The organism is Pseudorhodoferax sp. Leaf274, from assembly GCF_001422445.1.
Taxonomy (GTDB): Bacteria; Pseudomonadota; Gammaproteobacteria; order Burkholderiales; family Burkholderiaceae_C; genus Pseudorhodoferax.
In genome coordinates this window covers 232023-250783 of record NZ_LMNA01000027.1, presented here as the reverse complement: position 1 = coordinate 250783, position 18761 = coordinate 232023, and the positions used below count along the sequence as shown (strand labels likewise).

17 protein-coding genes are annotated in these 18761 nt (G+C 69.7%); 5 read left to right on the top strand and 12 right to left on the bottom strand.

Annotated elements, in window-relative coordinates; genetic code table 11:
* Nucleotides 1-2: 2 nt before the first annotated feature.
* From ASF44_RS23480 to ASF44_RS31275, 3 genes are all read right to left on the bottom strand, one after another.
* Complete coding sequence (locus ASF44_RS23480; RefSeq protein WP_056901670.1) at nt 3-989, bottom strand: ABC transporter permease subunit; 987 nt, start codon at nt 987-989, stop codon at nt 3-5.
* Nucleotides 986-2023, bottom strand: a complete 1038-nt coding sequence (locus ASF44_RS23475; protein WP_056901669.1) for an amino acid ABC transporter substrate-binding protein — start codon at nt 2021-2023, stop codon at nt 986-988. Before ASF44_RS23475 ends, ASF44_RS23480 begins: the two co-directional genes overlap by 4 nt.
* Before the next feature lie 76 nt (nt 2024-2099).
* Nucleotides 2100-2261 (bottom strand): hypothetical protein, encoded by a 162-nt coding sequence (locus ASF44_RS31275; protein ID WP_235579318.1) that lies wholly within the window; start codon nt 2259-2261, stop codon nt 2100-2102.
* Between the two features lie 32 nt (nt 2262-2293).
* On the opposite strand from ASF44_RS31275, the gene ASF44_RS23470 reads away from it, so the two are divergent.
* Complete coding sequence (locus tag ASF44_RS23470) at nt 2294-3118, top strand: IclR family transcriptional regulator (protein ID WP_082524990.1); 825 nt, start codon at nt 2294-2296, stop codon at nt 3116-3118.
* 21 nt (nt 3119-3139) lie between these two features.
* Here the strand turns inward: ASF44_RS23470 and ASF44_RS23465 are convergent, their stop codons facing one another.
* The 9 genes from ASF44_RS23465 to ASF44_RS23425 form a co-directional block, all read right to left on the bottom strand.
* Nucleotides 3140-4345: a CaiB/BaiF CoA-transferase family protein gene (locus ASF44_RS23465; RefSeq protein WP_056901668.1), complete on the bottom strand. Its 1206-nt coding sequence runs from the start codon at nt 4343-4345 to the stop codon at nt 3140-3142.
* A gap of 5 nt (nt 4346-4350) precedes the next feature.
* Nucleotides 4351-5313 (bottom strand): tripartite tricarboxylate transporter substrate binding protein, encoded by a 963-nt coding sequence (locus ASF44_RS23460; protein ID WP_162243861.1) that lies wholly within the window; start codon nt 5311-5313, stop codon nt 4351-4353.
* Nucleotides 5314-5384: 71 nt separating this feature from the next.
* Nucleotides 5385-6551, bottom strand: a complete 1167-nt coding sequence (locus ASF44_RS23455) for an acyl-CoA dehydrogenase family protein (protein ID WP_056901666.1) — start codon at nt 6549-6551, stop codon at nt 5385-5387.
* Nucleotides 6552-6580: 29 nt separating this feature from the next.
* Nucleotides 6581-7420: an SDR family oxidoreductase gene (locus tag ASF44_RS23450; RefSeq protein WP_056901665.1), complete on the bottom strand. Its 840-nt coding sequence runs from the start codon at nt 7418-7420 to the stop codon at nt 6581-6583.
* Between the two features lie 115 nt (nt 7421-7535).
* Nucleotides 7536-9494: a PhoX family phosphatase gene (locus ASF44_RS23445; RefSeq protein WP_056901664.1), complete on the bottom strand. Its 1959-nt coding sequence runs from the start codon at nt 9492-9494 to the stop codon at nt 7536-7538.
* A 280-nt stretch (nt 9495-9774) separates the two neighbouring features.
* The gene (locus tag ASF44_RS32620; RefSeq protein WP_235579317.1) at nt 9775-10347 is read right to left on the bottom strand and encodes a PEP-CTERM sorting domain-containing protein; all 573 of its coding nucleotides are present in this window, start codon (nt 10345-10347) and stop codon (nt 9775-9777) included.
* 143 nt (nt 10348-10490) lie between these two features.
* Entirely contained in the window at nt 10491-12272 is a 1782-nt protein-coding gene (locus ASF44_RS23435; protein ID WP_056901771.1) for an IlvD/Edd family dehydratase, read from the bottom strand.
* A 116-nt stretch (nt 12273-12388) separates the two neighbouring features.
* Entirely contained in the window at nt 12389-13405 is a 1017-nt protein-coding gene (denD, locus tag ASF44_RS23430) for a D-erythronate dehydrogenase (protein ID WP_056901662.1), read from the bottom strand.
* Nucleotides 13402-14196: a FadR/GntR family transcriptional regulator gene (locus ASF44_RS23425; RefSeq protein ID WP_235579316.1), complete on the bottom strand. Its 795-nt coding sequence runs from the start codon at nt 14194-14196 to the stop codon at nt 13402-13404. Before ASF44_RS23425 ends, denD begins: the two co-directional genes overlap by 4 nt.
* Before the next feature lie 167 nt (nt 14197-14363).
* Between ASF44_RS23425 and ASF44_RS23420 the strand changes: the two genes are divergently transcribed.
* From ASF44_RS23420 to ASF44_RS23405, 4 genes are all read left to right on the top strand, one after another.
* Nucleotides 14364-15434, top strand: coding sequence for an ABC transporter ATP-binding protein (locus tag ASF44_RS23420; protein ID WP_056901661.1), 1071 nt, complete (start codon nt 14364-14366; stop codon nt 15432-15434).
* Nucleotides 15435-15470: 36 nt separating this feature from the next.
* Nucleotides 15471-16805: an ABC transporter substrate-binding protein gene (locus tag ASF44_RS23415; protein WP_056901660.1), complete on the top strand. Its 1335-nt coding sequence runs from the start codon at nt 15471-15473 to the stop codon at nt 16803-16805.
* 74 nt (nt 16806-16879) lie between these two features.
* Nucleotides 16880-17779, top strand: a complete 900-nt coding sequence (locus ASF44_RS23410; RefSeq protein WP_056901659.1) for a carbohydrate ABC transporter permease — start codon at nt 16880-16882, stop codon at nt 17777-17779.
* A complete protein-coding gene (locus ASF44_RS23405; RefSeq protein WP_056901658.1) occupies nt 17779-18654 on the top strand; it encodes a carbohydrate ABC transporter permease in 876 nt (291 codons plus the stop codon). Before ASF44_RS23410 ends, ASF44_RS23405 begins: the two co-directional genes overlap by 1 nt.
* Nucleotides 18655-18761: the final 107 nt, after the last annotated feature.

Sequence of the window (18761 nt, the reverse complement as noted above, 5' to 3'; positions counted from 1 at the left end):
CCTCATTGCCAGCCCCGCAGCGCGACGCGCGCGTTGTAGACATTCATCGCGGCCGAGATCAGCAGCGACAGCGCGAGGTACACGGCCATCACGATGGCGATGCATTCGAAGGCCCGACCCGTGGAGTTCAGCGAGGTGTTGGCCACGGACACGAGTTCCGGGTAGCCCACGGCCACCGCGAGCGAGGAGTTCTTGGTCAGGCTCAGCAGTTGGTTGGTCAGCGCCGGCACGATCACGCGCAGCGCCTGCGGCAGCACCACCAGGCGCAGCTGCTGGCCCGGCTGCATGCCCAGCGCCTGGGCGGCGAGCTTCTGGCCCACCGCCACCGAGCCGATGCCCGCGCGCACGATCTCGGCCACGAAGGCCGCGGTGTAGAGCGACAGGCCCAGCACGATGGTGAGGTACTCGGGGCTCAGCGCCGCGCCGCCGATCACGTTGAAGGCGGTGGGTTCGGGCCAGTCGAGCCGGCTGGGCCAGAACGCGCCGTCCTCGCGCACGGGCCAGGGCAGCGACAGGCCGCCCTTGCTGAGCCACCAGCCCGGCAGCAGCTGCACGGGCTCGGTCGAGTCGGGCAGCAGGTGCGTGAGCGCGAAGTACAGCATCAGGAGCTGCACCAGCAGCGGCACGTTGCGCAGCGCTTCCACATACGCCGTGCACAGCGCGCGCACCAGCAGGTGCGAGGCCAGTCGGCCGACGCCCAGCAGCGTGCCCAGCACCACGGCCAGCACGGCGGCCGGCACGGCTGCGCGCACGGTGTTGACGAGGCCGGCCGCGAAGGCGCGCGCGTAGCTGTCGCCCGAGTCGAAGGCCAGCCAGCCCTCGGCGATGCCGAAGCCGGCCGGCTGCTGCAGGAAGCCGAACTGGGCGGCCAGCCAGGTCCACAGGCCGCTGATGCCGGGGACTTCACGCAACAGCCAGAGTGCGCCGGTTGTCGCCGCGAACGCCAGCAGCGCCCACAGCGCCGCGGGCACGCGCGCAGTGCCGCTCACCGCACCGGCATGGCGTACAGCAGGCCGCCCTTGTTCCACAGGTTGTTGCTGCCGCGCGGCAGCGCCAGCGCCGACTTGGGTCCGACGTTGCGCTCGAACATCTCGCCGTGGTTGCCCACCGCCTTGATGGCGTTGTAGGACCAGTCCTTGTCCAGCCCCAGCAACTTGCCGAGGTCGTCGCCCGTGCCCAGCAGGCGCTGCTGCGCGGGGTCCTTGCTGCTGCCGCGCAGCTGGTCGATGTTGGCCTGCGCGATGCCGAGTTCCTCCGCCTCGATCAGCGCATTGGGCACCCACTTGACGATGGCGAACCATTCGTCGTCGCCGCGCTTGACGGCCGGCGCCAGCGGCTCCTTGGAGATCAGCTCGGGCAGGATGAGGTAGTCGTCGGGGTTCGGCGCTTCCTTGTTGCGCAGGCCCGCCAGCGCCGAGGTGTCGGTCGTGAAGGCCTGGCAGCGGCCCGAGAAGAAGGCCTTGAACGAGGCCTCGAAGCTTTCGAACACCACGGTCTTGACCGGGATGCCCTGGGCCTTGGACCACTCGGCCACGTTCTTCTCGTTGGTGGTGCCGGCCTGGGTGCAGATGGTGGCGCCCTTGAGCTGCTTGGCGCTCGTCACCTTGATCTTCTTGGGCACCAGGAAGCCCTGGCCATCGTAGTAGTTGATGGTGGTGAAGTTCAGGCCCAGCGAGGCATCGCGCGTGAGGTTCCAGGTGGTGTTGCGCGTGAGGATGTCGACCTCGCCGGCCTGCAGCGCGGCAAAGCGCTGCTGCGAGTTCAGCGGCACGAACTCGGCTTTCTTGGGGTCGCCCAGCACGGCGGCGGCGATCGCGCGGCAGGTGTCCACGTCCAGGCCCGACCAGTTGCCCTGGGTGTCGGGCGCCGAGAAGCCAGCCACGCCGTTGGTGACGCCGCACTTGACGGTTCCGCGGGCCTTGACGGCGTCCAGGGTCTTGCCGGCATGGGCGGTGGTGGAGGCCAGGGCCAGGGCCAGGAGCAGGGCGCCTGTGGCCAGCGCCGCGGAGTGGGTCTTGCGCATGTGGGTTCCTCGTCGGATGGATGGGGCCGACGGCGATGCCGGCCGGATGGCGCGGCAGTTTACGTGGGGCAAAGATTCAGCGCCGCAGCAGGTTCACGAGCGGCCGGCCGGCGCGGTCGCGGTACACGTCGAAGTCGGCGTCGATGGACAGCAGGTGCCGCAGCTTCAGCCGCGCCGCCGCCTCGGCGATGGAGGCGTCGGCCAGGTCGAACGGCAGGTCCTGCGCGCCTGGTGCCAAAGCGGCGACGTGCCGTTCGTATCATCGACCGCATGCCGAACGCCGCGCCCAAGACCGCCGCCCCTTCGTCGCGCCAGCGCACGCGCGAGTCTGGCGTGTTCGTGCGCGACACGCCGGGCGTGCAGTCGCTCGAGCGGGGCCTGCAGCTGCTGCGCGCGTTCCGGCCGGGCATCACCTCGCTCAGCAATGCCGAGCTGGCCGAACGCACCGGCTTTCCGCGTGCCAGCGTGAGCCGGCTGGCGGGCACCTTGGTCTCGGCCGGCTTCCTGGAGCACGAGGCGGGCACCGGCCTGTACCGGCTCGGGGCGCCGTTCCTGGGCCTGGGACTGGCGGTGCGCAGCGGCTCCGCCGTTCTGCAGGCGGCGCTGCCCTTCATGCGCGAGGTTTCGGAGGGCCAGCGCATCAACGTCGGGCTGGCCCTGGCCGACGACTGCGACATGGTCTACCTGGACTCGGTGCGCAAGAGCCAGCTCGGCATCTTTCGCCACATCATCACCGGCACGCGGCTGCCCATGGCCGAGACGGCGCTGGGCCGGGCCTGGCTGGGCGGCCTGGCGCCGGCCGCGCGCCAGCGCATGCTGGCGGTGCTGGCCGAGCGCTACGCAGAACGCTGGGCCGGCACCCGCCGCGAGATCTCCGGCGCGCTCGCCGCGATCCGGCGCGACGGCTTCTGCGGCCACGACCACCGCAGCGGCGTGATGGCGGTGGCGGCGCCGCTGGAGCTGCCGGGCCATCCGCTGCACGCGTTGAACATCAGCTACCGGGCGCCGGCCGAGGACCAGGCACCGGCGGCGCAGCGCCGCTACGGCGAACTGCTGCTGCAGACGGCGGGGCGCATCCGGCGCGCGATGGCTTGAACGCCGGGCGCGCCGCGCCGCTCAGGCCGCTGCGACCGTGACCGCGCCCAGCCGGGCCAGCCGCTCCAGCTCGGCCGCGTCGATGCCGAGGTATTCGGCCAGCACCTCGCCCGTGTGTTCTCCCAGCCGCGGTTCCCGCACCAGGGCCAGCGGGTCGAAGCCGTCGAACCGCAGCGGGCTGTTGTGCAGCACCACGTCGCCCAGTTCCGGGTGGTGGGTGCGCTGCAGCATGCCGCGCGCATGCAGGTGCGGATCGGCCACGACCTCGGCCAGGCCGCGCACCGGGGCGCACGGGAAGTGGTGGGCCTGCGCCAGCGCCTGCAGTTCGGCCTTGGTGTGCTGCTGCGTCCAGGCTTCCACCAGCGCATCGACCTCTTCCATGATGGCGGCGCGCGTGGCGTGGTCGGCATAGCGCGGGTCGCCCGCCAGTTCGGGCCGGCCCATGGCCTGCACCAGCTGGCCCCAGTGCCCCGGCGTCACGCACATGATGGTCACGTGGCCGTCGGCCGCGCGGTAGGCGTTGTAGGGCGCCAGGCCCAAGCCGCCGTGGCGGTTCGCGGTGCGCGGCTGCGCCTGCGGGTTCTCGAAGAACACCGTGAGGTTGGAGGCCATGGGCGGGTACATCGCATCCTGCATCGCGATCTCCACGCGGCGGCCGGTGCCGGTGCGCTCGCGCTCGTACAGCGCCGTCATGATGGCCGCATACAGGTGCGTGCCACCCAGGAAGTCGGCGAAGGCCGGGCCGGCCTTCACGGGCGGACGGTCGGGCCAGCCCGTGACTTCCATCGCGCCGCTGGTGGCCTGGATCGTGAGGTCCATGGCCAGCCGGTCGCGGTCGGGGCCCCAGGTGCCGTAGCCCGATGCACTGGCGTAGACCAGGCGCGGGTTGGCGGCGCGCAGCACATCGGCGCCGATGCCCAGGCGGTCCATCACGCCGGGGGCATAGTTCTCCAGCACCACGTCGAACCGCTGCACGAGTTCCAGGAACAGGCGGCGTCCCTCGGGGTGCTTGAAGTTCAGCGCGATGCCGCGCTTGTTGCCGTTGAGCATGGCCAGCGGCAAGGTGGCGGCGCGGCGCGCGCGGCCGGCTTCGCCGCCGGGCGGCTCGACCTTGACCACGGTGGCGCCGGCCATGGCCAGCAGGAAGCCGCAGTAGGGGCCCTGGTAGATCTGGCCCAGGTCCAGCACCTGCAGGCCGGCGAGGGGTGCGGAGGGCGGCGTTGCCATGGCGTTCAGCCGGCCGTGATGTTGGCCTGCCTGACCACGCGGGCCGTGCGCTCGTGGTCCAGCCGCATGTAGGCCAGTGCGTCGGCCGGCCCCAGGAAGGCCGGCGGCGCGCCGCCGGTCGTGACGAAACGCTGCACCACCGCAGGGTCGGACACCGCGCGCTGCGCGGCCTCGCCGAGGCGGTGCACGGTCTCGGGCGGGGTGCGGCTGGGCACGAACAGCCCGGTCCAGCCCTCGATGCCGTAGCCGGGCGCCTGCTCGGCGATGGCCGGCAGGTCCGGATGGTCGGCCTGGCGCTCGGTGTTGGTGACGGCGATGGGCCGCACCTGGCCGGCGCGCAGGAACACGGCCGACGGCGCGCGGCTGTCGAACGCGAAGTCGATGCGCCCGCCCGCCAGGTCGGTCAGCGACTGCACGTTGCCGCGGTAGGGCACGTGCACGGCCTGCACGCCGGCCAGCAGGTTCAGCATTTCGCCCGCGATGTGCGTGGAGTTGCCGACGCTGCTGGAGCCGAAGCTGAGCTTGCCGGGATGGGCGCGGCCGAAGGCGATCAGCTCTGCCAGCGTCCTGAACGGCGAATGCGCCGGCACCAGCAGCAGGAAGCCGCCCATGGTCACGCGGCACGCCGGCACCAGGTCGCTCATGGGCGCGTAGGGCAGGTTGCGCACCACGCCCGAGATCAGGATGCTGCCGGCCGAATACAGCTGGGTGTAGCCGTCGGGCGCGGCGCGGGCGACGGCCTGCGCGGCGATGTGGCCGCCGCCGCCCGGCCGGTTGTCGACCACGACAGTCTGGCCGATCTCGGCCGACAGGCCGGGCTGCAGCAGCCGGGCCGCGATGTCGACCACGCCGCCCGCCGTCGAGGGCACGAGCATGGTGATCTGCCGGCTGGGCCAGGTTTCGGCGCGCAGCCGTGCCAGCGGCAAGGCCGCGGCGGCCGCGACCAGGGCGCGTCGTCTCATGTGCATGGTCTGTCTCCTGCGGTGGGGCGGGCGCGTGCCCGGCTGCATGGGCCGGTGCATCGCGCGGGGGGGCGTCGCTAGCGGAAGCGCGCCAGCGTGTTGCGCGCCACCACCATGCGGTGCACCTCGGTGGGGCCTTCGTAGATGCGCATGAGGCGTACGGCGTTGGCCATCTGCTGCAGCGGCAACTCCTTGGTCATGCCCATGGCGCCGAAGGTCTGCATCGCGCGGTCCACGACCTCCCAGGCCATCTCGGTGGCATAGGCCTTCACCATCGAGGTCTGCGTGCGCACGTCCAGGCCGCGGTCGATGCGCCAGGCGCATTCGTAGGTCATGAGGCGGGTGGCGTGGATGCGCGTGGCGGCATCGGCGATCCACCACTGGATCGCCTGGCGCTCGGACAGCGGCAGCCCGAAGGTCTTGCGCTGCGGCGCGTAGGTGCACAGCATGTCGAGCGCGCGCTGCGCCTTGCCGATGGCCCAGGCCGCCATCTGCACGCGGCGTGCGCCGAGCCGCGCCTGCATGGGCTCGAATCCCTGGTCCAGCGTGCCGAGCAACTGGCCGGCGGGGATGCGGCAGTCGTCGAACAGCACCTCCCAGGTGGCGCTGCCGCCGATCATCGGGATCTTGCGCGCCGGGATGAAACCCGGCGTGCCCTTGTCCACGATGAAGGCCGAGATGCCGCCGCGCGAGCCCGGCGAGCCCGAGGTGCGGGCCATCACGATGCCGAAGTCGGCGCGCTCCAGGTTGGAGATCCAGATCTTGCGGCCGTTGATGACCCAATGGTCGCCGTCGCGCACGGCGCGGGTGGACAGGCCCGAGGGGTCGCCGCCGGCACCGGGCTCGGAGATCACGATGGCCGACTTCGTCTCGCCGCGCACATAGGGTTCCAGGTAGCGCTTCTTCTGCTCGGGCGTGGCCGTCAGCATGAGCAGGCGCAGGTTGGGCGTGTCCGGCGGCAGGTAGTACGGCACGATGCTGTGCCCCATCTCCTCGTTGACGCCGACCATCGCGGCCATGGGCAGGTCCGACCCGCCGATCTCCTGCGGCGCGTCCAGGCCCCACAGGCCGAGCTCGCGCGATCGCCGGTCGATGCGCGCGCCTTCTTCCTCCGACAGCCCGATGCTGCCGCCCTCGGCCTCGCGCTGCAGCAGCGCAGGCTCCAGCGGAACCAGCTCCTCGCGTACGAAGCGGGCCACGAGGTCCTTGAGCATGCGCCACTCTTCCTTGAGCTCGAATTCCATGTCTTGTCTCCTGAGGTTGGTGTGTCCGGTCAGCTGCGCTGGGCGCGGTGGGCGTCCCAGTCGGCGTCGCTCCACTCGCAGAGGTCTTCCGCGCCCGAGGTGCGCAGGTGGGCGCCGCCGTCGATGGCGATGGATTCGCCGTTGATGTAGGCCGCTTGCGCCGACAGCAGGTAGGCGGCCAGGTTGGCCAGTTCCTCCGGCTGGCCGGTGCGGCCGAGCGGATTGCGCAGCGCGGCCGTGCGGCCGGCGGCACGGGCCTGCGGCAGCAGTTGCCGCGTGGCGCCGGCGGTGGGGAAGGGGCCCGGCTCGATGGCCACGAGGCGGATGCCGCGCCCGCCCCATTCGGCCGCGAGGCTGCGCGTCATCGCCAGCACGCCCGACTTGGCGATGGCAGACGGCACCGTGAACGCCCGGCCGGTGCGCACCGAGGTCGACAGGATGCTCAACACGCTGCCGCCGCGCCCGGCATCGATCCAGCGCCGGCCCATGCCATGCGTGCAGTACAGCGTGCCGTGCAGCGTGGTGGCGAGGATGGCGTCGATCGCGCGCGTGGACATCCTGTGCGTCTGCGCGATGAAGGTGGCGGCCGCGTTGTTGACGAGGGCATCGACGGGCCCGTCGCGCCAGGCGGTGTCCAGCATGGCTTCGACCGATTCGGGCTGGCGGATGTCGCAGGCCAGCACGGTCACGCTGGCACCGGACTCTGCGCGCAGGCGCTGCGCGGTGGCCTCCAGCATCTCGAGCCGTCGGCCGCACAGCAGCAGCGCGGCGCCCAGGCCGGCGAAGCGGGCGGCCATCTCGGCGCCCAGGCCCGAGCCCCCGCCGGTCACGAGGATGCGCTGGCCCTGGAGCAGATCGGTGCGGTACATGGTGGTCGTCCGTTGCAGTGGTGCCGCCATTGTTCCGTGGATACGGACCAGGCTGACGCCACCAATTCCGGACGACGGAATTGCACGGTGCCCCGGCCGGGGGACCGGCGAAGGCTCAACTGCCCAGTTGCGGCTGCAGCGGCGTGGCGGTCAGGTAGCCCACGGCTGCGCTGTGCTTGTTGTCGTACCTGGCGTTGATGATCGCGTCGACCTGCGACTTGAGCCCGGCGTCCAGCGCGGAGAAGCGGTTCCACTCGTCGCCGGCGTGCTGGAAGTTGCTCATGATGTAGGTCCAGCCGTTGATCTCGTCCACCGCGTGCAGGCCGGTCGATTCGGCACCGGCCGGGCACGAGAGGAGCCGCTCGAGCTTCTTCGTGTCGACGTTGTAGGCCCACAGGAAGTTGTTCAGGTGGTTGCCGCTGTCCTCGCCGATGAGCAGCGTGCGCAGCTTCTCGGAGAACTTGAGGTTGTCCGGGCTCGCGACCTTGGCCGGGTTGGCGGTGTTGCCCAGGCTGTCGGCGGCGATGTCCTCGCCGCGCAGCAGCAGGCGCGACTGCGTCGGCACCCACTCGCTGTCGATGGCGTTGCCCTTGCTGTCCTTCTGGCCGGCCGCCATGTCGTGCGCGAGCACGCCGCCGGCGGTGATCTTCGGGAACGCCACGTTGTTGGCTTCCACATAGCCCGAACCGCCCACGACCATCGAATCCTGGATGTTGGCCAGTGCCGAGTAGGCGACCTTGTCCTTGGCGTTGGCGGTCGTGCCTTCCATCTTGGTGAAGGCCATGCTGCCGCCCAGCAGGGCAGCGTAGCGGTGCGTCTCCAGGAAGGCGGCGGCCTTTTCCTGGCCGGCCTTCAGGCGCACCCAGGCGGTCTTCTTGTTCAGCACGATCTTGGTGTAGCTCGCGTCGCCCGGATCGGTCGTCGTCGAGTCCATGATGTCGGTGGGCTGGATGTTGCTCACGTTCACCAGGTTCTCGATCTCCTGGCTCGTGGCGTGGCCCAGCTTGATCCACTGCATCTTCGCCGTGGTGGTGTCGGTCAGCTTCTCCGTGTACTTGGCCACGTAGAGGGTGCCGGCCGACAGGTCCTTGGCCTTGTCGGCCACGAACATGAAGAAGCCGCCGTTGGTGGCGTCGTCGCCCATCAGCGCAGTGCGGCCGTCGGGCAGCACGTGGATCAGTTCGTGCGAGATGCGGCCCAGGCAGAAGTGCTTGCGGATCGAGGCCGTGCCATCGGCGTTGACCGTGACTTCGGGCAGGTGCCCGTAGTTGTAGGCCTTGGCCGAGGTCTCGTTGCCGTAGACGTTCTTGCTGTAGGCCTTGAGCGTGGCCAGCGTCTGGCCGGCCAGGCCCTGGTTGAAGGCGTCGGGCTCGTACTCCTCGCTCGACAGGTGCGTGCCCCAGGGCGACAGGCTGGCGCCGCAGGTGATCCACAGGCCGTGCACCTTGGAGGTGTCCACGTTGTGGTACTTCACGAGGCTCAGGTGGCCGTTGGCGGCGTCCTGCTTCAGCGTCAGCACGGCGATGGGCGAGGGCAGCGTGCCGTAGGTGCTGGCACCGGACTGGTCGGCCGTCGTGTATTCGAACTGCACCACGGCGAACACCGTGTCGGCCGCGGCGCCGGCCACCGTCAGCAGGGAGGTGCCGTCGGGGCAGTCGGAGAAGAACTGCCGTTCCTTGCCCGCGACGCTCCTGTCGATGATGGGCTGGTTGTTGATGTCGTAGTAGCCGCCCGCGACGACCTGCGCGCCGCTGGTGCCCGTGACCTGCTGGCCGGTCAGGAAGAAGGGCTGGTAGGCCAGCTGGTAGGTGGTGGTGGTGCCGTTGCCATAGGTCACCTGCAGGCTGGAGCCCACCGTGGTGGTCGCCAGCGCCTCGGGGCTGCTCGCGCTGGGCGCGGCCATGCCGGTGAACGTGGCGGAGGCGAAGCGCAGGTCGGAATCGTCGCCGCCGCCGCACGCGGCCAGCGTGGTGGCGAGCAGGCCACCGGTTCCGAGCGGCAACATGGGGGCGCCTGCCAGCAGCTGGAGCATGCGGCGGCGCGACGTGACGGGAGTCGTTGGGAGGTTGGACATCGATCTGGTGGCCCGCAAGGAGCCTGTTGTAGTGGTCGTGGATGCGGCACTGCGTGCGCGCGGCCAGATCGTAGAAGCGCGGCATGACAGTTCCGTGGCAGCGGCGTGGCGGCCGGATGTCGGAACGGATGCTGGGGCGAAGGCGAAGGCGAAGGCGAAGGCGCAGGCGGGGCGATGCGCGTGCCCCCGCGCCCTGGGGCATGCGTGGACGCGGCGGGCGGGCGGGCGGGAGCCCCCGCCGGTGGTCTGCAGTGGCGGCGTGCCGGGCGGCACGCGCGCTTCAGCGTGCGCCGGGCTGGCTGCGCCGGCGGCCCTGCCAGGCCAGGCCGGCCAGGCCCAGGGCCAGCAAGGCGGTGCTGCCCGGCTCCGGCACGGTGCCCACAACCGGCTCACCGTCGTACAGCGCGTAGCGCAGCTGCATGTCGTAGTACGGGCGGTCTGCCAGGCCGTTGTCGTAGCCCGTCACCAGGGCCTTGACGAAGTTGCCCTCGGTCGTGCGCACGCCGAACACATCGCCCACCTGCAAGGGACTGCCGGCCGCCGGAGGCCCCGCGATCGGGTCGGCGGTGTAGGCCAAGGCCATGAGCTGGCTTTCGGTGATGGCGTCGAAGGCAACGCTGCCGAACGAATACAGCAGCGCACCGCCGCCGAAACCGACGGTCAGCGCGCGGGCCGTGGCGCTGATCTGCTGCCACTGCACGTCTTCGCCGCCGAAGAGAACCTCCGTTCCGGTGTCGAAGTCGTATTGCCAGGTGCCGCGGATCTCGGCATCGGCCACGCGCACCAGCGCGGCGTGGGCGCTGGCACCCAGCAGCAAGCCGCACAGCAGTGCGCACGTCGTCGGTTTCCTCATAGGCTTCTCCCTGTTGGCACCGGGCCGGGGCATCTTCCGGCACGGGCAGCGGGCCAGCATGCCACGGGACCGGCCCGCGGGCACGGCGCCGGGGCTGCGCTGTGACCGGGGTCACCCCCGGCCTGGCGCGGCGCCGTGGCGGTTCAGTGGTTGTCGCGCGGCACGCCGAAGGTGGCGTGGATCTTCTGGTACTTGACGGCCGGCTTGAGCACCATGCCCTCGGAGAGCTCGCCCACCACGGCGCGCTGGATCTCCTGCCACGGGGTCTGGCTGGGCGGGAACTGGTAGCCTCCCTGGGCATCGAGTGCGGCACGGCGCCGGGCCAGCTCGTCGTCGGGTACCAGCATGTCGGCGCGCCGCTTCTTGAGGTCGATGCGCACGCGGTCGCCGGTGCGCAGCAGCGCCAGGTTGCCGCCCGTCGCGGCCTCGGGCGAGGCGTTGAGGATGGACGGCGAACCCGAGGTGCCCGACTGGCGGCCGTCGCCGATGCAGGGCAGGGCCGTGACGCCCTTCTTGAGCAGGTAGCTCGGCGCGCGCATGTTCACGACCTCGGCCGCGCCGGGGTAGCCCACGGGGCCCACGCCGCGCATGAAGAGCACGCTCTGCGCCGTGATCTTGAGCTTGGGGTCGTCGATGCGGTGGTGGTAGTCCTCCGGACCGTCGAACACCACGGCCTCGCCCTCGAAGGCCATGGGGTCGGCCGCGTTCTCCAGGTAGCGCTGGCGGAACTCCGGCGTGATCACGCTGGTCTTCATGATGGCCGAGTCGAACAGGTTGCCCTTGAAGTTCAGGAAGCCGGCGTCCTTCTTGAGCGGCTTGGCGTAGGGCAGGATCACGTCGCGGTCGCTGCTGAACTTGCCCGTGCAGTTCTCGACCAGCGTCTTGCCGTTGGCCGTGACGGCGGGCTGGATCTTGTCCCTGGCGATCAGCTCGGCCACCACGGCAGGCAGGCCGCCCGCGCGGTAGTAGTCCTCGGCCAGGTACTTGCCGGCCGGCTGCAGGTTCACGATCAGCGGCACCTTGTAGCCGTGCTTCTCCCAGTCGTCGTTGTCGAGCTTGACGCCGATGTGCTTGGCAATGGCGTTCAGGTGGATGGGCGCGTTGGTCGAGCCACCGATGGCCGAGTTGACGACGATGGCGTTCTCGAAGGCCGCGCGCGTCATGATGTCCGAGGGCTTCAAGTCCTCGCGCACCATCTCGACGATGCGCTTGCCGGTCAGGTAGGCCATCTCCTGGCGGTCGCGGTAGGGTGCGGGAATGGCGGCCGCGCCCGGCAGCGTCATGCCCAGCGCCTCGGCCAGCGCGTTCATGGTCGAGGCCGTGCCCATGGTGTTGCAGTGGCCCGTGGACGGTGCGGAGGAGGCCACGAGCTTGAGGAATTCGGGATAGCCGATCTCGCCGGCGGCCATCAGTTCGCGCGCCTTCCAGACGATGGTGCCCGAGCCCGTGCGCTCGCCCTGGAACCAGCCGTTCAGCATGGGCCCCGAGTTCAGCGCGATGGCCGGGATGTCGACCGTGGCCGCGGCCATCAGCTGCGCCGGTGTGGTCTTGTCGCAGCCCGTGGTCAGCACGCAGCCGTCGATGGGGTAGCCATACAGGATCTCGACCAGCGAGAGGTACTGCAGGTTGCGGTCCAGCGAGGCCGTCGGGCGCTTGCAGGTTTCCTGGATCGGGTGGATCGGGAACTCGAAGGCGATGCCGCCCGCATCGCGGATGCCTTCCTTCACCCGCTCGGCCAGCACGATGTGGTGGCGGTTGCAGGGCGCGATGTCCGAGCCGGTCTGGGCGATGCCGATGATGGGCCGGCCCGACTGCAGCTCCTCGAACGACAGGCCGAAGTTCATGGTGCGCTCGATGTAGAGCGCCGTCATGTCGGCGTTGGACGGGTTGTCGAACCAGGCCTGCGAGCGCAGGCGCTGCGCCATCTTGGCCGTCTTGGCGGCCCCGGCGACTTTCTTGCCCTTCTTCGGCTTGGTCGCGTTCGCGGCTTCCGCCTTGCTCGCCGCGCGGGCGGATGCCTTCATCGTGGTGTCCTTCTTGCTCATTGCATGCCCTTGAGGGTCTCGGCTGCGTTCGGGCCGGCCTGGCAGTCAGCGATGTACTCGCGGATGATCTCGGCGAAGCTCGCGTAGGGCTTCAGGCCCAGCTTCTCGGCGCGCCTGGCCGTGCCGCCGCTGGGCCAGTTGGCCACGATGCCGGCGATGCGCTCGTCGCGCTCGAAGCGCACCAGCGCGCGCACCTTGGGGCCGGCCACTTCCTCCAGCGCGGCCAGCATGTCGGCCACGCGCACGTTCAGGCCCGGCAGGTTCAGCGCCAGGCGGCCGTTCAGCTGCTCGCGCGTGGCCTCGTAGACCTTGATGAGGCCGTCCACCGTCTGCGAGGGCGAAGACATCGGGTGCGAGACCTCGGGATCGACCGGGCAGACCGATGCGGTGCCGGCCAGCGGCTCGCGGATGATGCCGCTGAAGAAGCCCGAGGCCGCGCCGTTGGGCCGGCCGGGCCGCACCGTGACCGTCATGAGCCGGGCCGAGCGGCCGTCCAGGTAGCCCTTGCGCGTGTAGTCGGCGATCAGGTACTCGCACATCAGCTTGTGCGTGCCGTAGGAGGTCTGCGGCGCGGGCAGCGTGTCGTCGGCCACGGTGCCGGGCCAGGCGAACGAGGGGTCGGGTCCGAACACGGCCACCGAACTGGAGAACACGAAGCGGGGCACCTTGCCGGTGGCGGCCGTGCGTGCGCGCAGCGCGTCGAGCAGCGCGCGCGTGCTGTCCAGGTTGGAGCGCAGGCCCAGTTCGAAGTCGAGCTCGCACTCGCCCGAGACGGCCGAGGCCAGGTGGAACACGCCGTCGAAGTCCTCGCCCTTGAACGCCTCGGTCTGCGACAGCAGCGTGCCCGTGTGTGCCTCGACGCGCGCATCGGCCAGCAGATCGGCGGGCGGGGGCGCGATGTCGGTCAGCACCAGGCGTTCGATCGACTTGCCGTCGAGCTGGCCGCGCGCGAGCAGCGTGCGCGCCAGCCGCGCGCCGACGAAGCCGCCGCCGCCGGTGATCAGGAGTTTCATGAGGGTCGTCCTTGTGACAGGGGTTGGGAAGTCTTCTTGCGTTGGCCGGCGATCACGCCGCCTTCGACGAGGCGCTGCTCGCCGTGCAGGATGTGGTCGACCGCGCAGCGCCGCGCGGCAGCCGGGTCGCGTGCCGCGATGGCGTCGACCACGGCGCGGTGCTCCAACTGCACGGCCTGCATGAAGTCGGCGCGGCGCGCCTCGTTGCCGCGCGTGATGCGCATGCCTTCGCGCAGGTACTGTTCGAGAAAGCCCAGCAGCAGCCGGAACTGCGGGTTGCCCGTGGCCTCGCCGATCAGTCGGTGAAAGCCCAGGTCTTCGGCCACGCCGTCGCGGCCCTCGGCCACCGCCAGGTCGATGGCCTTGAGCTGGCGCCGCATGCCGGCGATCTGGCTGCGCGTGGCGCGCTCGGCCGCCAGCGCGGCGATCTCGCCCTCGAGCACGCGGCGCACCTCGACCACGTGCACCACCGCATCCACCGAGCCCAGCACGCGCGGGTCGAAGGCCAGCGGCTGGTGCGCGGGCGCCGTGGCCACATACACGCCCGAGCCCTGGCGCGAGACCACCAGCGACAGCGACTTGAGCTGGTGCACGGCTTCGCGCACCACGGTGCGCGAGATGCCATGGGTCTGTGCCAGCTGCTGTTCGGTGGGCAGCCGCGCGCCGGGTTGCAGCGCGCCGGTGGCGATCTGCTGGGCCAGCCGGTGGGCCAGCCGGTCGGACAGCCGATCCGCCTCCTGCCGCAGGGGTTGGGCCGCGGGCGGGGCGGGGGCGACGAGGCGGTGGGGCACGTTCAGGCGTTCGTCAAAGCGCTGTACTTTAATCGGGTCATCATACAAATTGCCGGGTTTTCGCCTACCGGATTTCCCTGATGCCAAGCCGGTGTGGCATGCCGATACTGCGCGGGCTTCGGGGCGCTTGCGAGCGCTCGTCCTCCAACCAACAACGAACCGAGCGCATGGCCAGCGTCACGATCCAGGGTGTGAAGAAGAACTTCGGCGATGTGCCCATCCTGCACGGGGTGGACATCGACATCCAGGACGGTTCGTTCACCGTCCTGGTCGGCCCGTCGGGCTGCGGCAAGTCCACGCTGCTGCGCATGATCGCGGGGCTGGAGCAGATCAACGGCGGCGAGATCCGCATCGGCGACCGGCGCGTCAACGACCTGCCGCCCAAGGAGCGGGACATCGCCATGGTGTTCCAGAACTACGCGCTGTACCCGCACATGACGGTGCGCGACAACATGGCGTTCTCGCTGGCCCTGGCCAAGACCGACAAGGCCACCATCGACACCAAGGTCAATCGGGCCGCCGAGATCCTGGCGCTGGTGCCGCTGCTCGACCGCTACCCGCGCCAGCTCTCGGGCGGGCAGCGCCAGCGCGTGGCCATGGGCCGCGCCATCGTGCGCGACCCGCAGGTCTTCCTGTTCGACGAGCCGCTGTCCAACCTGGACGCCAAGCTGCGCGTGGCCATGCGCAGCGAGATCAAGGAGCTGCACCAGCGGCTCAAGACCACCTCGGTCTACGTCACGCACGACCAGATCGAGGCCATGACCATGGGCGACAAGATCGTCGTCATGCGCGACGGCCGCATCGAGCAGACCGGCAGCCCGCTGGAGCTCTACGACCGCCCGGCCAACCAGTTCGTGGCCGGCTTCATCGGCTCGCCCGCGATGAACTTCCTGCCCGGCACCCTGCGCCAGGCTGCCGGTGCGGCCGAGGTCGAGCTGCGCGACGGCACGCGGCTGGCGGCCCCGCTTGGCAGCGGCGGCCGCGACGGGCAGAGCGTGGTCTACGGCACGCGGCCCGAACACCTGACGCTGGGCAGCACGGGCATCCCGTCCAAGGTGGCCGTGCTCGAGCCCACGGGCATGGACACCTTCGTCGCCTGCCGGCATGAGGGGGCCGAGCTGTCGGCCGTGTTCCGCGAGCGGCACGACTTCGCGCCCGGCACGCTGATCCACCTGCAGCCCGATCTCGCGCGGGCCCATCTGTTCGACGCAGGCACCGGCCAACGGCTGGTGGCCTGAGTTCTTTTCCCGACCAACTACCCCAAGGAGACAGGCATGAGTGAGTTCCAAGGACGCCGGCGCAGCATTCTCAAGGGCTCGGCGGGCGCGGCCGCCGTGGCATCCATCGGTGCCGGCGGCGTGCTGTTCTCGCCGTTCGCGCGGTCGCAGACGCTGAAGTTCACGCCCGAGAAGGGCGCCAAGCTGCGCGTGCTGCGCTGGAGCCGCTTCGTGCAGGGCGACATCGACGCCTACATGGCCAACGTCAAGAAGTTCACCGAAGCCACCGGCGTCGAGGTGCGCGTGGACAACGAGGGCTGGGAAGACGTGCGCCCCAAGGCCGCCGTGGCCGCCAACACCGGCGCCGGCCCCGACATCATCCTGTCGACCAACGACGACGCCAACCTCTACCCCGAGAAGCTGCTCGACGTGACCGACCTGGCCGAGTACCTGGGCAAGAAATACGGCGGCTGGTACCCGGCCGTGCAGCAGTACCTGCGGCCCGACGGCAAGCGCTGGCTGGGCCTGGGCCTGGGCGCTTCGGGCTCGATGATCGTGTACCGCGAGAGCATGGTGAAGGCGGCCGGCTTCGACACCTTCCCCAAGGACACGGCGGGTTTCCTGAAGCTGCACCAGGCGCTCAAGGAGAAGGGCACGCCGGGCGGCTACGCGCTGGGCAACGCCACCGGCGACAGCCTGTGGACCAACTGGCTGATCTGGTCGCACGGCGGCAAGCTGGTGGACAAGACCAACAAGGTGGTGATCGACAGCCCGGAAACCTTGAAAGCGCTGGAGTACGCCAAGGAGCTGTACGCCACCTTCATCCCGGGCACGCTGTCCTGGCTCGACCCGAACAACAACAAGGCCTTTTTGGACGGGCAGATCAGCGTCACCAACAACGGCATCTCGATCTACTACGCGGCCAAGAACTCGCCCGATCCCAAGATCAAGGAAATGGCGGCCGACATCAACCACGCATCGTTCCCGATCGGGCCGGCGGGCGTGCCGACGGAGTCGCACCTGTTCTTCAACCAGATGGTCATGAAGTACACCAAGTTCCCGAATGCGGCCAAGGAGTTCCTGCGCTTCATGATGGAGCGCGAGCAGTTCGACGCCTGGCTGATCGGCGCCGGCGGCTACATCGGCCAGCCGCTGGCGGCATACGAGTCGTGCCCGATCTGGACGTCCGACCCCAAGAACACCCCGTACCGCGACTGCGTGAAGAACATGCGGCCCGCGGGCTACGACGGCAAGCTGGGCTATGCGTCCGCCGGCGCCGGGGCCGACTTCATCGTCGCCAACATGGTGGCCGAGGCGGCCAGCGGTTCGCGCAGCCCGAAGGAAGCGGCCGAACGCGCCCAGAAGCGCGCCGAGCGCTACTACAAGGTCTAGCACCTGTCCGCCGCCCGGCCGAGCGTGCGCTGCGCGCCCGGCCGGTTTCCTGATCGCACCTGTCTAGGGTCTGCATGCTCGCCCGACTGCAAAACAGCCGCAACGGTCTCGGCTTCCTGTTCATGCTGCCAGCGGCGGTGCTGCTGCTGCTGTTCCTGACCTATCCGCTGGGCCTTGGCACCTGGCTCGGCTTCACCGACACCAAGGTGGGCCGGGCCGGCGTGTGGGTCGGGCTGGAAAACTACATCTACCTGTGGAACGACTCTGTCACCCGGCTGGCCCTGTTCAACACGCTGTTCTACACGGTGGTGGCCAGCATCCTGAAGTTCGGCCTGGGCCTGTGGCTGGCGCTGCTGCTCAACAAGCACATCCGCTTCAAGACCTTCTTCCGCGCCGTCACCCTGCTGCCCTACATCGTGCCGACCGTGCTGTCGGCCATCGCGTTCTGGTGGATCTACGACTCGCAGTTCTCCATCATCAGCTGGGCGCTCGTGAAGATGGGGCTGATCGACCGCTACATCGACTTCCTGGGCAACGAGTGGAACGCGCGCATCGCGGTGATCATCGCCAACGTGTGGCGCGGCGTGCCGTTCGTGGCGATCACGCTGCTGGCCGGGCTGCAGACCATCTCGCCCTCGTACTACGAGGCATCGGCCATCGACGGCGCCACGCGCTGGCAGCAGTTCCGCCATGTCACGCTGCCGCTGCTCACGCCCATCATCGCGGTGGTCATGACCTTCTCGGTGCTGTTCACGTTCACCGACTTCCAGCTCATCTACGTGATCACGCGCGGCGGCCCGCTGAACGCCACGCACCTGATGGCCACGCTGTCGTTCCAGCGCGCGATCTCGGGCGGTGCGCTGGGCGAGGGCGCGGCGATCGCCATCGCCATGGTGCCGTTCCTGCTGGCGTGCGTGCTGTTCAGCTTCTTCGGACTACAACGCCGCGCCTGGCAACAAGGGGGTAAAGACTGATGGCCAGCAGTTCCGATGTCGACACGGTCGGCATGTCCTACCTGGATTCGGTCCCGCGCAAGGCGGTGACGGTCTACCTGCCGCTGCTGGTCTTCCTGATCGTGCTGCTGTTTCCGTTCTACTGGATGGTGATCACCTCGATCAAGCCGGATGCGGAACTGCTCTCGCGCGACGGCAACCCGTTCTGGGTGGTCAAGCCCACGCTGGCGCACTTCCACAAGCTGCTGTTCGAGACCACCTACCCGCAGTGGCTGTGGAACACGGTGCTGGTCTCGGTGGTGTCCACCATCGTGTCGCTGGTGGCCTCGGTGCTGGCGGCCTACGCCATCGAGCGGCTGCGCTTCCAGGGCTCCAAGCACGTGGGGCTGTCGATCTTCCTGGCCTACATGGTGCCGCCGTCCATCCTGTTCATCCCGCTGGCCAGCGTGGTGTTCAACCTGGGCCTGTTCGACACGCGGCTCGCGCTGATCCTGACCTACCCGACCTTCCTGATCCCGTTCTGCACCTGGCTGCTGATGGGCTACTTCCGCTCCATCCCGATGGAGCTGGAGGAGTGCGCGCTGATCGACGGGGCCACGCGCTGGCAGATCCTCGTCAAGGTGGTGCTGCCGCTGGCGGTGCCGGGCCTGATTTCTGCCGGCATCTTCGCGTTCACGCTGTCGTGGAACGAGTTCATCTATGCGCTGACCTTCGTGTCCTCGTCCGAGGTCAAGACGGTGCCGGTGGGCGTGGTGACCGAACTCGTGCAGGGCGACGTCTACCAGTGGGGGCCGCTGATGGCCGGCGCGCTGCTGGGCTCGCTGCCGGTGGCCTTCATCTACTCGTTCTTCGTCGAGTACTACGTCTCGGGCATGACCGGGTCGGTCAAGGAATAGCGCGCGGGCGCCTCCTGCGCGGGACGCCGGCCCGACCGGCCGTCCGGCCTGGCGCACCACAGGGCGGAGCGGCCCGCCGGCCCTGTGCACGCGGCATTAGACTTTCG

Coding starts and splice junctions, on each gene's coding strand:
- ASF44_RS23455 (WP_056901666.1), bottom strand. CDS start 6,551: ATGGAATTCGAGCTCAAGGAAGAGTGGCGCATGCTCAAGGACCTCGTG.
- ASF44_RS23415 (WP_056901660.1), top strand. CDS start 15,471: ATGAGTGAGTTCCAAGGACGCCGGCGCAGCATTCTCAAGGGCTCGGCG.
- ASF44_RS23435 (WP_056901771.1), bottom strand. CDS start 12,272: ATGGCGCAGCGCCTGCGCTCGCAGGCCTGGTTCGACAACCCGTCCAAC.
- ASF44_RS23445 (WP_056901664.1), bottom strand. CDS start 9,494: ATGTCCAACCTCCCAACGACTCCCGTCACGTCGCGCCGCCGCATGCTC.
- ASF44_RS32620 (WP_235579317.1), bottom strand. CDS start 10,347: ATGAGGAAACCGACGACGTGCGCACTGCTGTGCGGCTTGCTGCTGGGT.
- ASF44_RS23405 (WP_056901658.1), top strand. CDS start 17,779: ATGGCCAGCAGTTCCGATGTCGACACGGTCGGCATGTCCTACCTGGAT.
- ASF44_RS23465 (WP_056901668.1), bottom strand. CDS start 4,345: ATGGCAACGCCGCCCTCCGCACCCCTCGCCGGCCTGCAGGTGCTGGAC.
- ASF44_RS23420 (WP_056901661.1), top strand. CDS start 14,364: ATGGCCAGCGTCACGATCCAGGGTGTGAAGAAGAACTTCGGCGATGTG.
- ASF44_RS23460 (WP_162243861.1), bottom strand. CDS start 5,313: ATGCACATGAGACGACGCGCCCTGGTCGCGGCCGCCGCGGCCTTGCCG.
- ASF44_RS23450 (WP_056901665.1), bottom strand. CDS start 7,420: ATGTACCGCACCGATCTGCTCCAGGGCCAGCGCATCCTCGTGACCGGC.
- ASF44_RS23410 (WP_056901659.1), top strand. CDS start 16,880: ATGCTCGCCCGACTGCAAAACAGCCGCAACGGTCTCGGCTTCCTGTTC.
- ASF44_RS23475 (WP_056901669.1), bottom strand. CDS start 2,023: ATGCGCAAGACCCACTCCGCGGCGCTGGCCACAGGCGCCCTGCTCCTG.
- denD (WP_056901662.1), bottom strand. CDS start 13,405: ATGAAACTCCTGATCACCGGCGGCGGCGGCTTCGTCGGCGCGCGGCTG.
- ASF44_RS23470 (WP_082524990.1), top strand. CDS start 2,294: ATGCCGAACGCCGCGCCCAAGACCGCCGCCCCTTCGTCGCGCCAGCGC.